This is a genomic window from Enterobacter sp. SA187, assembly GCF_001888805.2.
Lineage (GTDB): Bacteria > Pseudomonadota > Gammaproteobacteria > Enterobacterales > Enterobacteriaceae > Enterobacter_D.
This window is the reverse complement of record NZ_CP019113.1, coordinates 793,976-808,344: the sequence shown is the minus strand read 5'-3', so window position 1 is coordinate 808,344 and position 14,369 is coordinate 793,976. Positions and strand designations below refer to the sequence as shown.

Sequence of the window (14,369 nt, the reverse complement as noted above, 5' to 3'; positions counted from 1 at the left end):
GAGCCAGGCACACTAGCACTAATGTTGTTTTTTACTTACAGGATCCGAGTTCCCTATGTCACAGCCCACATTTAACACAGCACAATTCGAAGCGGCCCTGACGCGTCAGTGGCAGCGTTTTGGTCTTAATGCCGCAGACCAGATGACCCGGCAGCAGTGGTGGCACGCGGTCAGCGGCGCGCTGGCGGAATTACTGCCGGTACAGGCAGAAGCCCCGGCCAAAAACCAGCGCCACGTGAACTACATCTCAATGGAATTTCTGATTGGCCGCCTGACCGGCAACAACCTGCTCAACCTCGGCTGGTATCAGGAGGTGAGCGATGTGCTTCAAACCCATAACGTCAACCTGACGGATTTGCTGGAAGAAGAGATCGATCCGGCGCTGGGCAACGGTGGGCTGGGGCGTCTCGCTGCCTGCTTCCTTGACTCCATGGCGACGGTGGGCCAGGCGGCGACTGGTTATGGCCTGAACTACCAGTACGGCCTGTTCCGCCAGTCTTTTGCTGACGGGCAGCAGCAGGAAGCGCCGGACGACTGGCATCGCGGCAGCTATCCGTGGTTCCGTCACAATGCCGCGCTGGATGTGCATGTGGGCATCGGCGGCAAAATCAGCAAAGACGGCCACTGGACGCCAGCCTTCAATCTTATCGGCGAAGCCTGGGATCTGCCGGTGCTCGGCTACCGCAACAGCGTCGCGCAGCCGCTGCGCCTGTGGCTGGCAAAACATGCCCATCCGTTCGATCTCACCCGTTTTAACAACGGCGATTTCCTGCGTGCCGAACAGCAGGGCATCGACGCCGAAAAACTGACCAAAGTGCTCTACCCGAACGACAACCATCTGGCGGGCAAAAAGCTGCGCCTGATGCAGCAGTATTTCCAGTGCGCCTGTTCGGTGGCGGATATTCTGCGCCGTCATCACCTCGCCGGGCGTACCATTGCGCAGTTGCCGGACTTCGAAGTGATCCAGCTTAACGACACGCACCCGACCATCGCCATTCCGGAGCTGCTGCGCGTGTTGATCGACGAACACCAGCTCAGCTGGGACGACGCCTGGGCGATCGCCGGCAAAACCTTCGCCTACACCAACCATACCCTGATGCCGGAAGCGCTGGAGTGCTGGGATGAGAAGCTGGTGAAAGCGCTGCTGCCGCGCCATATGCAGATCATCAACACCATCAATAACCGCTTTAAATCGCAGGTGGAGCAAACCTGGCCGGGGGACAAAGACGTCTGGGCGAAGCTGGCGGTGGTGCATAACAAACAGGTGCGCATGGCGAATCTGTGCGTGGTGAGCGGCTTTGCCGTCAACGGCGTGGCGGCGCTGCACTCGGATCTGGTTGTCAAAGATCTGTTCCCGGAATATCACCAGCTGTGGCCGAATAAATTCCACAATGTGACCAACGGCATCACACCGCGCCGCTGGATCAAACAGTGCAACCCGGCGCTGGCCGCGCTGCTCGACACGACGCTGAAAACCGAATGGGCCAACGATCTCGACCAGCTTCAGGGCCTGGAAAAATATGCCGACGACGCGGCGTTCCGCGCGCAGTACCGCGATATCAAACGGGCCAACAAAGTGCGTCTGGCAAGCTATGTGAAAGCGCGCACCGGCATTGAGATCAATCCGGAGGCCATTTTTGATATTCAGATCAAACGTCTGCACGAGTACAAACGTCAGCACCTCAATCTGCTGCATATTCTGGCGCTGTACAAAGAGATCCGCGAAAACCCGACCGCCGACCGCGTGCCGCGCGTCTTCCTGTTTGGCGCGAAAGCCGCGCCGGGCTACTACCTGGCGAAAAACATCATCTTCGCCATCAACAAAGTGGCGGAAGCGGTCAACAACGATCCCCGTGTCGGCGACAAACTGAAAGTGGTATTCCTGCCGGATTACTGCGTGTCGGCAGCGGAAATGCTCATCCCGGCGGCGGATGTTTCCGAGCAGATTTCCACCGCGGGCAAAGAGGCCTCCGGCACCGGCAATATGAAGCTGGCGCTCAACGGCGCGCTCACTGTCGGTACGCTTGATGGCGCAAATGTCGAAATTGCCGAGCAGGTTGGCGACGATAACATCTTTATCTTCGGCCATACTGTTGAACAGGTGAAGGCGCTGAAGGCCAAAGGCTACGATCCGCTGAAGTGGCGCAAAAAAGACAAAGTGCTGGATGCGGTGCTCAAAGAGCTGGAAAACGGCGTCTACAGCGATGGCGATAAACACGCCTTCGATCAGATGCTGCACAGCATGGGCAAGCAGGGCGGCGACCCGTATCTGGTGATGGCCGACTTCATCGCCTATGTCGACGCGCAAAAACAAGTGGACGTCCTGTACCGCGATCAGGACGCCTGGACGCGAGCCGCTATTCTGAATACTGCCCGCTGCGGCATGTTCAGTTCGGATCGCTCCATCCGTGATTATCAGACCCGTATCTGGCAGGCCAAACGTTAAGGAAAGCCATGGAAAGCAAACGACTTGATGCCGCCGCGCTGGCGGCGGGGATCAGCCCTCATTACATCAATGCTCACGGTAAACCGCAGTCTATTGGTGCGGAAACTAAACAACGTTTGCTGGACGCCATGCATCGCCCGGCCGCCCCGAAAAAGGGGGCGGTTCCGCCTGTGCCGCCGGTGAAGATCTTTACCCACGGCAAAAAAATGCCGCTGCCTGTTGAAGGCAGCGGGGAATTCAGCTGGCGGCTGATCACCGAAGAGGGCCGGGAGTACACCGGCCAGGCCACCGGCGGTAAAGCGCTCAATCTGCCGGCAAAGCTGCCGGAGGGCTATCACACGCTTGAGATCGGTAAGGCGAAACAGCAATGGCAGTGTCGGGTGATAGTCGCGCCGAAGCGCTGCTATGAACCGCAGGCGTTACACGAAGGGAAAAAACTGTGGGGCGCCTGCGTGCAACTCTACACCCTGCGTTCGGAAAAAAACTGGGGGATCGGCGATTTTGGCGATCTGAAGGCCATGCTGGTGGATGTGGCGAAGCGGGGCGGCTCTTTTATCGGTCTGAACCCGATCCACGCGCTCTACCCGGCTAACCCGGAAAGCGCCAGTCCGTACAGCCCGTCATCCCGCCGCTGGCTGAATATCGTCTATATCGACGTGAACGCCGTGGAGGATTTCCAGCGCAGCAAAGAAGCGCAGAAATGGTGGAAACTGGCCTCCACGCAGGATGCGCTGCGCGCTGCGCGCGACGCCGAATACGTGGATTACGCGACCGTTACCGCGTTGAAAATTGCCGCGCTGCGTCTGGCATGGAAAGGCTTTGCCGCCCGTAAAGACAGCGATGCGCAGAAAGTGGCGTTCAACGACTTTGTTACGCAGGAAGGCGAGAGCCTGTACTGGCAGGCGGCGTTTGACGCGCTGCACGCGCAGCAGGTGAAAGAAGATGAGATGCGCTGGGGCTGGCCGGCATGGCCGGAAGGCTATCAGCGTACCGACAGTCCGGAAGTGAAGCAGTTCTGCGAAGAGTACGCCGACGAAGTACAGTTTTACCTGTGGCTACAGTGGCTGGCCTGCGAGCAGTTTGCGCAGTGCTGGGAAACCAGCCAGGGCTTCGCCATGCCGATTGGCCTGTACCGCGATCTGGCAGTGGGCGTGGCGGAAGGCGGCGCGGAAACCTGGTGCGATCGTGAACTTTACTGCCTGAAAGCGTCCGTCGGCGCACCGCCTGACATTCTTGGTCCGCTCGGCCAGAACTGGGGACTGCCGCCGATGGATCCGCACGTCATGACGGCGCGCGGCTACGAGCCTTTTATCCAGCTCTTGCGTGCGAACATGAAAAGCTGCGGCGCGCTGCGTATCGATCATGTGATGTCGATGCTGCGCCTGTGGTGGATCCCGTACGGCGAAACCGCCGATCAGGGGGCGTACGTGCAGTATCCGGTGGATGATTTGCTGTCGATCCTCGCCCTGGAAAGCAAGCGCCACCAGTGCATGGTGATTGGCGAAGACTTGGGGACGGTGCCGGTGGAGATTGTCAGCAAGCTGCGCGACGGCGGCATCTACTCCTACAAGGTGCTCTATTTCGAGAACAGCGAAAACGTCTTCCTGCCACCGCAAAAATGGCCGGAACAGTCGATGGCCGTGGCGACCACTCACGATCTGCCAACGCTGCGCGGCTACTGGGAAGCCGGTGATTTAACCCTGGGCAAAACCCTGGGACTGTATCCGGACGAAGAGGTGCTGCGCGGTCTGTACCAGGATCGCGAGCGGGCGAAACAGGGTCTGCTGGAGGCGCTGCACAAGCAGGGTTGTCTGCCGAAACGTGCCGGGCACAAGGCCTCACGTATGGCGATGACCAGTACGCTGAACCGCGGAATGCAGCGTTATATCGCCGATTCCAACAGCGCGCTGCTCGGCTTGCAGCCGGAAGACTGGCTGGGTATGGCCGCGCCGGTAAATATTCCGGGTACCAGTTCTCAGTACAAAAACTGGCGGCGCAAGCTGAATACCACTCTTGAGAAGATGTTTGCCGATGACGGCGTGAACAGGCTGATTAAGGATCTGGACAGAAGGCGTAAAACGGCAGGGAAGAAGTAAGTATTACATTGCCCCTCTCCGTCCGGAGAGGGGCAATAGACAGCCGTTAAATCACCGTAGCCAGCAGCAGACAACCCACCAGACCACAGACCGAAATAATGGTCTCCAGCGCCGACCATGACTTCATGGTTTCACCGATAGTCAGGTTGAAGTACTCCTTGAACAGCCAGAAACCCGGATCGTTCACGTGGGAGAAAATCACGCTACCGGAACCCACGGCGATAACCATCAGCTCAGGGCTGACGCCGGTGGTGGCGATCAGCGGTGCAGCGATGCCGCCAGCCGTGATCGCCGCAACCGTTGCAGAACCCAGCGCAATACGCAGTACTGCGGCAATCGACCAGGCCATAAAGATCGGCGATAAGTTAGTGGAGTGCATCATCGCGGCAATGTATTTATCCACGCCGCTGTCGACCAGCACCTGTTTGAACGCGCCGCCGCCGCCGATGATCAGCAGCATCATGGCGATGATTTTAATGGAAGAAGTGATGGTATCGGTCACGTCATCCATTGAACGGCCACGGTTCAGGCCGAAGGTGAAGATGGCGATCAGCACGGCAATCAGCGTGGCCATAACCGGGTCGCCGAAGAATTCAGCGTAAGGCAGCAGCGCATGGCCTTTCGGCAGCACCATTTCTGCAATCGCACGGCCCGCCATCAGGATCACCGGTACCAGAGAGGTCCAGACGCTGACGCCAAAGCTCGGCATTTCGGCTTCGCTGAAGGTTTTCGCGTTGTACAGGCCTTCCGGGATCGGTTTATCAATATTTTTCAGGAAACGGGCATACACCGGGCCTGCCAGGATCACCGTCGGGATCGCCAGCAGCGTACCGTAGAGCAGGGTTTTACCCATATCGGCGTGGAAGATAGTGGCGATAGCGGTCGGGCCCGGGTGCGGCGGCAGGAAGCCGTGCGTTACGGAAAGCGCTGCCGCCATCGGCACGCCGACGTAAAGCAGCGGCACGCGCGCTTTTGCGGCGATGGTGAACACCAGCGGCAGCAACAGCACGAAGCCCACTTCATAGAACAGGGCGAAACCGACGGTAAAACCGGTTAATACCACTGCCCACTGAATGTATTTCTGACCAAATTTGTCGATAAGCGTGGTGGCAATGCGCTGCGCCCCACCGCAGTCTGCGAGCAGTTTGCCGAGCATAGCGCCGAAGCCCATGATCAGCGCAAGGCTGCCGAGCGTACCGCCGACACCCGCTTTAATGGAGGCGATCACTTTGTCTACTGGCATGCCCTGCATCAGTCCGACGGCGAGCGCCACCAGGATCAGGGCAATAAATCCGTTCAGTTTAAAACGGATCATTAACAACAGTAACAAGACAACACCGATAGCAACGATGACTAATGGCATGATTTACCTGGCCTTTAATTTGTTATGGGTAACGTTAAACACCTTACTGGCGTTACCAATTATCCCGCAGGGGGAACAGAGAACGCATCGCACTGCCCCGGCTTGCTTTTAGATTTGAACAAAAGTTTAGCTGGCCGTTTGGGGTTAATGCAGTACTGGCGCGAATGATACGGGTAACATATAAGGAATGAGAATGACCCTGGCGGTTTAAATGTGAGAATTGCGAGGTGGGTCAAATTCTGGGGAAAAGGATGTTAAATTTTTGGTGGCGGGTTGCCGGGTGGCGCTGCGCTTATGAAGCCTGTAGGCCCGGTAAGCGGAGCGCCACCGGGCGGGGAACGTATTAACACGTAGGCCCGGTAAGCGAAGCGCCACCGGGCGGGGGAGTGCATCAGTAGTAGGAGTGTTCGCCGCGCTGGTGTTCGGTCAGATCGCGCACGCCTTTCAGTTCCGGGAACTCGTTCAGCAGCTGCTTCTCGATCCCTTCTTTCAGAGTCACATCGACCATCGAACAGCCGTTACAACCGCCGCCGAACTGCAGAATGGCATAGCCTTCTTCAGTAATTTCCATCAGCGTAACGCGGCCACCGTGACCGGCCAGCTGCGGGTTAACCTGCGACTGGATCATGTAATCGACGCGCTCCATCAGCGGCGCATCATCAGACACTTTACGCATTTTGGCGTTCGGGGCTTTCAGCGTCAGCTGTGAACCCAGCTGATCGGTAACGAAATCGATCTCCGCATCATCCAGATACGGCGCGCTCAACTCATCGACATACGCCGTCAGCAGGTCAAATTTCAGGGCGGTGTCAGAAGCTTCCACTGCGTCCGGCGGGCAGTAAGAGACGCCACATTCAGCGTTTGGGGTACCCGGATTGATCACAAATACGCGGATTTGTGTTCCTTCTTCCTGATTTGCCAGCAGTTTGGCAAAGTGCGCTTGTGCAGCGTCGGAAATATGGATCATAGCAATGGCCTAATAGTTGACTATTTTACCTGGTTATAATACGCCCATCATCGAGGCTCTACAAGGTTCGACACAGGCACCATACCTGAACAGTCGCCGCGCCGCCCCGTAAAAGCAGCTGAGCAATCTCTGCGACGGTGCTGCCGGTAGTGACGACATCATCCACGATAGCGATATGGAGTCCGCGCACCGGTAATTCAAGGCGAAAGGCATGACGCAGATTATGTTTCCGCCGTCTGGCGCTGAGCTGATGCTGAACGGGCGTGGCGCGAACGCGTATCAGCGCCGTGCTGTCCCAGGCGCAGGTCAGCCAGCGGGCGAGCGGGCGGCAGAGCAGATCGCTCTGGTTAAATCCTCTGCGCCACCGGCGGCGGCGGTGAAGGGGCACGCTGATCAGTCTGTCGGGCCAGGGCGATCCCCGCTCACGATGGGCGCGGGCAACGGCCAACAGCAACAGACGCGCCAGCGCCCGGGCCACTTCCGGCTGGCGGGAGAACTTCAGCCGGTGGATCAACGAACTGAGCGGCGGCACATAGTCGTTTACCATCACCAGTTGCTGCCAGGGCGGCGGTTTTTGCAGGCAACGCCCGCACGGCAGGCCGGAAAGCGCCGCTGGTAAACCGCACTGCGGGCAGACGGTCTGCGTGATAAACAGCGCACGGCAGCACACCGAACAGATGCCCCAGGACGCGAGCGCCAGCGGCATTCGGCATAGCCAGCATAAGCCAGGCACTGATAGCATAGATCCCCTCCCTGTTGATGAAAGAGAAGCCTAACTGATGAATGACCTGTGGTGGGAAACCAAAGGCGAAGGAAAGTGTCATCTTGTGCTGCTGCACGGATGGGGACTGAATGCGCAGGTATGGGATTGCATAACGGCGGAACTCGTGCCGCATTTTACGCTGCATCTGGTGGATCTGCCGGGATACGGTCGCAGCAGCGGCTTTGGCGCGCTGACTCTTCAGCAGATGACAGAGGCGGTGCTGGCTCGCGCGCCGGACAGCGCCATCTGGCTGGGCTGGAGTCTGGGCGGGCTGGTGGCAAGCCAGGCGGCGCTCAGCGCCCCGCAGCGTGTTCAGGCGCTGGTAACGGTCGCGTCTTCCCCTTGCTTCTGCGCCGAAGATGACTGGCCGGGTATCAAGCCTGAGGTGCTGTCCGGCTTTCAGCGTCAGCTGAGCGAGGATTTTCAACGCACCGTGGAACGTTTCCTGGCGCTGCAAACCCTGGGCACCGAAACGGCCCGTGCAGATGCCCGCAAACTGAAAAGCGCCGTGCTGGCGCTGCCGATGCCAGGCGAAACCGTGCTTAACGGCGGGCTGGAGATCCTCAAAACCGCCGATCTGCGCGCGCCGCTGGCTTCGCTGAAGCAGCCTTTCCTGCGCCTGTACGGTCGGCTTGATGGCCTGGTGCCACGCAAAATCGTGGCGAGGCTGGACGAGGCGTGGCCCGCCAGCCAGTCGGTGATCTTCCCGAAAGCCGCCCATGCGCCCTTTATTTCTCACCCGGAAGACTTTTGTCAGGCGCTGCTCGATTTTAAGGCCTCGCTGGCGTGATCCCTCTCCGGCGTGTGGCGAAATAGTCAACTGGCGTTAATACTTAAGGATGTCACTGCGGCTTTGTTGGTGAAAAGCGTAATGACCTAAGAACCACAACCTTAAAGGAGTTAAGCCTATGAAACTTGCTACCGGTATTGTCGCGTCTCTGGTTATTGGATCGCTGTCATTTGGCGTGCTTGCAGCAGAAGAGTTGCAGAAAGATAAAGTCAAAGAGATGAACCTGACCAAAATTGGCACAGTGACCACCTCTGACACCACTGCGCCGATGGATGCGAAAGCGGAAATCGTGAAGAAAGCCGATGAGCTGGGCGGGAAATATTATGTTGTGACCAGCGGTGATAAAACGGGCAAAGACATCCACGCTACCGCAGACGTGTATAAATAACAGCAGCAGGCGGATCCCCGATCCGCCTGTCTGTCAGCCAGGCATCCACCACTCCCGCAGACAGGCTTTTCCTTCCGGACACTGACGGCACTGCCCGCTCAGACAGCCGCCGGACTCTTCCTGAACGCGCCGGACTTTTCCCAGCGCCTCCATCCGGCTCAGCATCGCTTCCACCATCGACAGCGGTGTATGCAGCGCAGCGCTCAGGGCGCTGGCCTCCATTTTGCCGTGCAGGGCCAGCATATCGCGGATCTCAAACAGTGAGGCCATGGCGTGTCTCCTTAGTGACAGTCGCTGCCGGTGCTGGCTTCGCAGCAGCGGGCAAGCTGTTTACGCGTCGCCAGCAGATCGACGTTCACCCGGCTTCTGGCGCGACGCAGGCCGCCAATCACCAGCACGTTAAACAGGATCACCGCGAGGATGCAGACCAGGCTATAGTGCGGGTGCTGGCTAAAGGTGGTCGTCTGATAAAACACCGTTGAGAGCGAATAAGCGATATTCAGCCCCCAGAGGATCGAGAAGCCCATCCAGCCGCGGCTCGCTTCGCGAGCGATGGCCCCCATCACCGAAATACAGGGGATGTAGAGCAGCACGAAGATCAGATAGCTGTAGGCGGCGGCAGGGCTGCCAAACTTCTCGCTCATCACGCCCATGGTGCCGGTGGCCATTTCGCCGTCGCCTTTGCTGGCTTCGATCGGATTAGCCAGCGTGCTCAGGCTTAAGGTTTCCACCAGGCTTTGCCAGGTTTCTTGCGCGGCGCCCAGCAGTTCGTCCGTCAGGCTGAACTGCGCGGCATCAAAGGGCGCGTCCTGAATGTTTTCGGCGGTGTAGAGGGTGTTTAATGTCCCGACCACCACTTCTTTTGCCATCGCGCCGGTAAACAGGCCGACGGTGGCCTGCCAGTGATCGCCCTGCACGCCGATAGGTTCCAGCAGCGGCGTGAACACGCGGCTGACTGAGGCGAGCGCCGAATCGTTAATACTGGTAGCCGCCTGGCCGCCGAGGGTGAAGCTGTTCAGGGCGCTGAGGAAAATACTGACCACCACAATCACCTTACCCGCGCGCAGCACAAAGCCTTTCAGACGCTGCCAGGTTTGCAGCAGCAGGCTTTTCAGATGCGGGACGTGATACACCGGTAGCTCCATCACAAAAGGCGAGGCTTCGCCGCGCATAATGGTGTGCTTGAGCATCAGGCCGGTGAGAATAGCCATCACGATCCCCAGCACATAGAGCGAGAACACCGCCAGCGCACCCTGCTGCCCGAAGAAGGCTGAGGCGAACACCGCGAAGATCGCCAGCCGCGCGCCGCAGGACATAAAGGGTGCCATCATGATGGTCATCAGGCGCTCACGCGGCGCATCCAGCGTGCGGGCGCCCATTACCGACGGCACATTACAGCCAAAGCCGACAATCAGCGGCACAAAGGATTTGCCCGGTAGCCCCAGCGACTGCATCAGGCGATCCATCACAAAGGCCGCGCGCGCCATGTAGCCGGAGTCTTCAAGGAATGACAGAAACAGGTACATCATGCCGATCTGCGGCACCAGCGGCAGCACGGTGTTGATACCGCCGCCCAGCCCCTGGGCAAGGAAAATGGTCAGCCAGTCCGGGAAATGCAGCGTGTAACCAATCCACTGAATACCGTGAATGAAAATGGCCACGGAACCGGCGTCAAAGATCGGCGCCAGCGCGCCGCCGATGTTAATGGCCAGCACAAACATCACGTACATCACCAGCAGGAAGATCGGCAGCCCGAGCAGACGGTTGAGGACGATCTTATCCATGGCGGCGGTAAAGCGCCCCGGCTCCGCCGTTAACGTGTTGCTCACCGCATCGCAAATGGCCGCGATGGTCTGGTAACGGGCGTCGGCGATGTGCAGGGCAGGATCGTCCATCTCCTCTTTCAGACGCGCCAGCGCCTGCGGCAGATGCTGCGCCGCATCGCCCGCGTAGCCGCGGCTGTAGATATCGCCTTCCAGCATCTGCAACGCCAGCCAGCGACGCTGTTGTTCCGGCATCTGTGTATCCATGGTTTCCGCCAGCATGGCGGCTTCCCGCAGCAGGGGACGCGCATAATGCACCAGGCTGATAGCCTGATTCTGCTGGTGGCGGTCAATCGCCAGCTTAAGGGCGTCGATGCCGCGCCCGCGCGTTGATACCAGCGGCACCACCGGGCAACCCAGGCGGGCGGACAGGGCATCGATGTCGATGCGGATCTGCTGTTTCTCGGCAATGTCGAGCATGTTAAGCGCCACGATGCAGGGAATGCCCAGCTCCAGCAGCTGTAGCGTCAGGTAGAGATTACGCTCCAGATTTGACGCATCCACCACGTTGATCAGCATGTCCGCCTCGCCGCTCAGAATGTAGTGGCAGGCGATCTGTTCATCGAGGGAGGTTTGCGATGAAATGGTGGTCAGAGAATAGGTGCCAGGCAGATCCACCAGGGTTACCGCGTGGTCAGTGGTGGAGAACAGCCCTTCTTTACGCTCCACCGTGACGCCCGCCCAGTTACCGACACGCTGACGCGCGCCGGTAAGCTGATTAAATAAAGTTGTCTTGCCGGAATTAGGATTGCCAATTAAACCGAGGGTTAATTTTTTCATAGTATTGCTGCGCTCTGTGAGTCAGTCGCTTATTAACGGGATACCGCTTCCACTTCTAATAACGCCAGATCTTTTTTTCGTAATACCAGGCTGACCCGACGGGTTTCAATATGTACAGGGTCACCGAAGGGCGCGACGCGCACCACGTTAAATGACGAGCCCGGCAGCATGCCAAGCGAAAGCAGTTTCTGACGGTAAGCCGCGCTGATTTCAGGGGCGAAACCGGTAATTTTCCACGCGCTGTCAGGTGAGAATGCCATAAGGACCTACTTAATTTTGCAAATCAGGGTAGTGTGCCGGGCGTCGTCAACATTCAGGAAAAGCGGAATAAGCGACCCCGGCGTCGGTGACAAAATAATCAACTGAAAGAATGGTAATGAGAATGGTTTTTATCATCAACGGATAAAATGTGTGTGAATGTTATATTGACGATTAATATGCGGGACTTTTGATTTAGCTCAAAAATAAGCGCGGAAATGATTTTAGTTAAATGGAACCAGAATTAACGCATTGTGTTAATAATGTGAAAAATAGTGATCTGTTAAGTTTTATTAATTATTTAAAGTTAATTCCCTCTCCCGCAGGAGAGGGCGAAAAAAAGATTAACGTTTTTTACCCATGGCCGCCGCCAGCGCATCCATCATCGCGCTGTTGCCGGATGGCTGAGCATCACGACCGCGTGGTTTTGCCGCCCCGCGCGCTGCCGGGCGGCTGGCCTGTTCGCGCTGCGGGCCACTGCCGCGACGGGAACTGGTTTCGCCTGGCTGTTCGTCAAGACGCATGGTCAGGGCGATACGTTTTCGCGGCAGATCGACTTCCATCACCTTCACTTTGACGATATCACCGGCTTTCACCACGCTGTGCGGATCGTCGACAAACTTGTTGGACAGCGAGGAGATATGCACCAGGCCGTCCTGATGCACGCCGATGTCCACGAATGCGCCAAAGTTGGTGACGTTGGTCACCGCGCCTTCAAGGATCATGCCTGGCAGCAGGTCGTTCATGGTTTCCACGCCCTCGGCGAAGGTCGCGGTTTTGAATTCCGGACGCGGATCGCGGCCTGGTTTTTCCAGCTCTTTGATGATGTCGGTCACCGTCGGCACGCCGAAACGCTCATCGGTGAAGTCCGAGGCTTTCAGCTGACGCAGCTCGTTGCCGTTACCCATCAGATCGCGCAATGACTGCTCTGTGGCGGCCAGAATGCGCTCCACCACCGGATAGGCTTCCGGGTGCACCGTTGACGCATCCAGCGGGTTATCGCCGTGGTTAATACGCAGGAAGCCCGCGCACTGCTCGAAGGCTTTCGGCCCCAAACGGCTCACCTTCAGCAACTGCTGGCGGTTCTGGAACTGCCCGTTCTCATCGCGCCAGGCGACAATATTCTGCGCCATCATGCGGGTTAAACCCGCCACGCGGGTTAACAGCGGTACGGAGGCGGTATTCAGATCGACGCCCACGGCGTTTACGCAGTCTTCCACCACCGCATCGAGCTTACGCGCCAGCTGTGACTGGCTGACGTCGTGCTGGTACTGGCCGACGCCGATGGATTTCGGATCGATTTTCACCAGCTCCGCCAGCGGATCCTGTAAACGACGGGCGATAGACACCGCGCCACGGATGGAGACATCCAGATCCGGGAACTCCAGCGCCGCCAGTTCTGAGGCGGAATAGACGGATGCGCCCGCTTCGCTGACGATCACTTTTTGCGCCGTGACTTTCGGGAACTGCTTTTGCACGTCGAGGAAGAAGCGCTCGGTTTCGCGGGAAGCGGTACCGTTACCGATGGCCACCAGCTCAACGTTATGTTTTTCGCACAGCGTGGCGACCACTACCGCCGCTTTCGCAGCCTGGCCGGTGTGCGGATAGATGGTGTCGGTCGCCACCAGCTTGCCGGTGCCGTCAACCACCGCCACTTTCACGCCGGTGCGCAGGCCGGGATCGAGACCCATGGTGGCGCGCAGACCCGCAGGGGCCGCCATCAGCAGATCGTGCAGGTTACGGGCGAACACGTTAATGGCTTCGTCTTCGGCGCGCTCACGCACGGTGCCCATTAATTCCGTTTCGAGGTGCATCAGCACCTTGATGCGCCACGTCCAGCTCACCACGCCACGCCGCCAGCTGTCGGCAGGGGCGTTGTTCAGGCGCAGGCCGAGATGGTCGATGATAATCTGTTCGCAATGGCTCTCTTTGGGCGGCTCATCAAACTGCGGATCGGCGTTCAGCGCCAGTTGCAGAATGCCTTCATTGCGGCCACGGAACATCGCCAGCGCTCGGTGTGACGGCACGCTGCTAATAGGTTCGTGATGATCGAAATAGTCGCGGAATTTCGCGCCTTCTTCCTCTTTGCCGCTAATCACCGTCGCCACCAGGTGCGCGTTCTTCCACAGGTAGTCACGCACTTTCGCCAGCAGCGCCGCGTCTTCCGCAAAGCGCTCCATCAGAATATAACGCGCGCCATCCAGCGCGGCTTTGGTGTCAGCCACGCCTTTATCCGCATCGACGAATTTCGCGGCTTCAGTTTCCGGGTGATGGGACGGATCCTTCCACAGCAGATCGGCGAGCGGTTCGAGTCCCGCTTCAATGGCGATTTGCCCGCGCGTACGTCGCTTAGGCTTATAGGGCAGATAGAGATCTTCGAGTTCGGTTTTGCTCAGCGTACTGTTGATGGCCCCGGCCAGCTCGTCGGTCAGCTTGCCCTGTTCGCCGATGGATTTGAGGATCGCCTGGCGTCTCTCTTCCAGTTCGCGCAGGTAGCCAAGACGGGTTTCGAGCTGACGTAATTGCGTGTCGTCCAGACCGCCGGTGACTTCTTTACGATAACGTGCAATGAACGGCACGGTGTTCCCTTCATCAAGCAGGCGAACGGCAGATTCTACCTGTTCAGCTCTCGCCTGAAGTTCACCCGCAATAATGCGGCAGAGCGAATTATTCATCATTTCAATATCATCTTCTG

11 protein-coding genes are annotated in these 14,369 nt (G+C 58.2%); 4 read left to right on the top strand and 7 right to left on the bottom strand.

Features of this window, described 5'->3' with window-relative positions; genetic code table 11:
• The first annotated feature begins 55 nt into the window (after nt 1-55).
• Nucleotides 56-2,446: a maltodextrin phosphorylase gene (gene malP, locus BMF08_RS04065; RefSeq protein WP_072571221.1), complete on the top strand. Its 2,391-nt coding sequence runs from the start codon at nt 56-58 to the stop codon at nt 2,444-2,446.
• Between the two features lie 8 nt (nt 2,447-2,454).
• Entirely contained in the window at nt 2,455-4,542 is a 2,088-nt protein-coding gene (malQ, locus tag BMF08_RS04060; protein ID WP_072571222.1) for a 4-alpha-glucanotransferase, read from the top strand.
• A gap of 46 nt (nt 4,543-4,588) precedes the next feature.
• Here the strand turns inward: malQ and gntT are convergent, their stop codons facing one another.
• The 3 genes from gntT to gntX form a co-directional block, all read right to left on the bottom strand.
• Nucleotides 4,589-5,905, bottom strand: a complete 1,317-nt coding sequence (gene gntT, locus BMF08_RS04055) for a gluconate transporter (protein WP_072571223.1) — start codon at nt 5,903-5,905, stop codon at nt 4,589-4,591.
• Nucleotides 5,906-6,296: 391 nt separating this feature from the next.
• Entirely contained in the window at nt 6,297-6,872 is a 576-nt protein-coding gene (gene nfuA / locus BMF08_RS04050) for a Fe-S biogenesis protein NfuA (RefSeq protein WP_072571224.1), read from the bottom strand.
• Between the two features lie 58 nt (nt 6,873-6,930).
• On the bottom strand, nt 6,931-7,614 hold the full coding sequence (gene gntX, locus BMF08_RS04045; RefSeq protein ID WP_072571225.1) for a DNA utilization protein GntX: 684 nt from the start codon (nt 7,612-7,614) through the stop codon (nt 6,931-6,933).
• Between the two features lie 37 nt (nt 7,615-7,651).
• Between gntX and bioH the strand changes: the two genes are divergently transcribed.
• Both bioH and BMF08_RS04035 read left to right on the top strand, forming a co-directional pair.
• Nucleotides 7,652-8,425, top strand: a complete 774-nt coding sequence (gene bioH / locus BMF08_RS04040; RefSeq protein ID WP_072571226.1) for a pimeloyl-ACP methyl ester esterase BioH — start codon at nt 7,652-7,654, stop codon at nt 8,423-8,425.
• Between the two features lie 118 nt (nt 8,426-8,543).
• Nucleotides 8,544-8,813 (top strand): YdgH/BhsA/McbA-like domain containing protein, encoded by a 270-nt coding sequence (locus BMF08_RS04035; protein WP_072571227.1) that lies wholly within the window; start codon nt 8,544-8,546, stop codon nt 8,811-8,813.
• Between the two features lie 33 nt (nt 8,814-8,846).
• Here BMF08_RS04035 and feoC read toward each other — a convergent pair whose 3' ends face one another.
• From feoC to BMF08_RS04015, 4 genes are all read right to left on the bottom strand, one after another.
• Nucleotides 8,847-9,083 carry a [Fe-S]-dependent transcriptional repressor FeoC gene (gene feoC, locus BMF08_RS04030; RefSeq protein WP_072571228.1) on the bottom strand — a complete coding sequence of 79 codons (237 nt, stop codon included), beginning with the start codon at nt 9,081-9,083 and terminating at the stop codon, nt 8,847-8,849.
• Between the two features lie 11 nt (nt 9,084-9,094).
• A complete protein-coding gene (gene feoB, locus BMF08_RS04025) occupies nt 9,095-11,416 on the bottom strand; it encodes a Fe(2+) transporter permease subunit FeoB (RefSeq protein ID WP_072571229.1) in 2,322 nt (773 codons plus the stop codon).
• Nucleotides 11,417-11,448: 32 nt separating this feature from the next.
• Nucleotides 11,449-11,676 (bottom strand): ferrous iron transporter A, encoded by a 228-nt coding sequence (gene feoA, locus BMF08_RS04020; RefSeq protein ID WP_072571230.1) that lies wholly within the window; start codon nt 11,674-11,676, stop codon nt 11,449-11,451.
• A gap of 342 nt (nt 11,677-12,018) precedes the next feature.
• On the bottom strand, nt 12,019-14,352 hold the full coding sequence (locus BMF08_RS04015; protein ID WP_072571231.1) for a Tex family protein: 2,334 nt from the start codon (nt 14,350-14,352) through the stop codon (nt 12,019-12,021).
• Nucleotides 14,353-14,369 lie beyond the last annotated feature (17 nt).

Coding starts and splice junctions, on each gene's coding strand:
- malQ (WP_072571222.1), top strand. CDS start 2,455: ATGGAAAGCAAACGACTTGATGCCGCCGCGCTGGCGGCGGGGATCAGC.
- gntX (WP_072571225.1), bottom strand. CDS start 7,614: ATGCTATCAGTGCCTGGCTTATGCTGGCTATGCCGAATGCCGCTGGCG.
- malP (WP_072571221.1), top strand. CDS start 56: ATGTCACAGCCCACATTTAACACAGCACAATTCGAAGCGGCCCTGACG.
- feoC (WP_072571228.1), bottom strand. CDS start 9,083: ATGGCCTCACTGTTTGAGATCCGCGATATGCTGGCCCTGCACGGCAAA.
- BMF08_RS04015 (WP_072571231.1), bottom strand. CDS start 14,352: ATGATGAATAATTCGCTCTGCCGCATTATTGCGGGTGAACTTCAGGCG.
- bioH (WP_072571226.1), top strand. CDS start 7,652: ATGAATGACCTGTGGTGGGAAACCAAAGGCGAAGGAAAGTGTCATCTT.
- feoA (WP_072571230.1), bottom strand. CDS start 11,676: ATGGCATTCTCACCTGACAGCGCGTGGAAAATTACCGGTTTCGCCCCT.
- feoB (WP_072571229.1), bottom strand. CDS start 11,416: ATGAAAAAATTAACCCTCGGTTTAATTGGCAATCCTAATTCCGGCAAG.
- nfuA (WP_072571224.1), bottom strand. CDS start 6,872: ATGATCCATATTTCCGACGCTGCACAAGCGCACTTTGCCAAACTGCTG.
- BMF08_RS04035 (WP_072571227.1), top strand. CDS start 8,544: ATGAAACTTGCTACCGGTATTGTCGCGTCTCTGGTTATTGGATCGCTG.
- gntT (WP_072571223.1), bottom strand. CDS start 5,905: ATGCCATTAGTCATCGTTGCTATCGGTGTTGTCTTGTTACTGTTGTTA.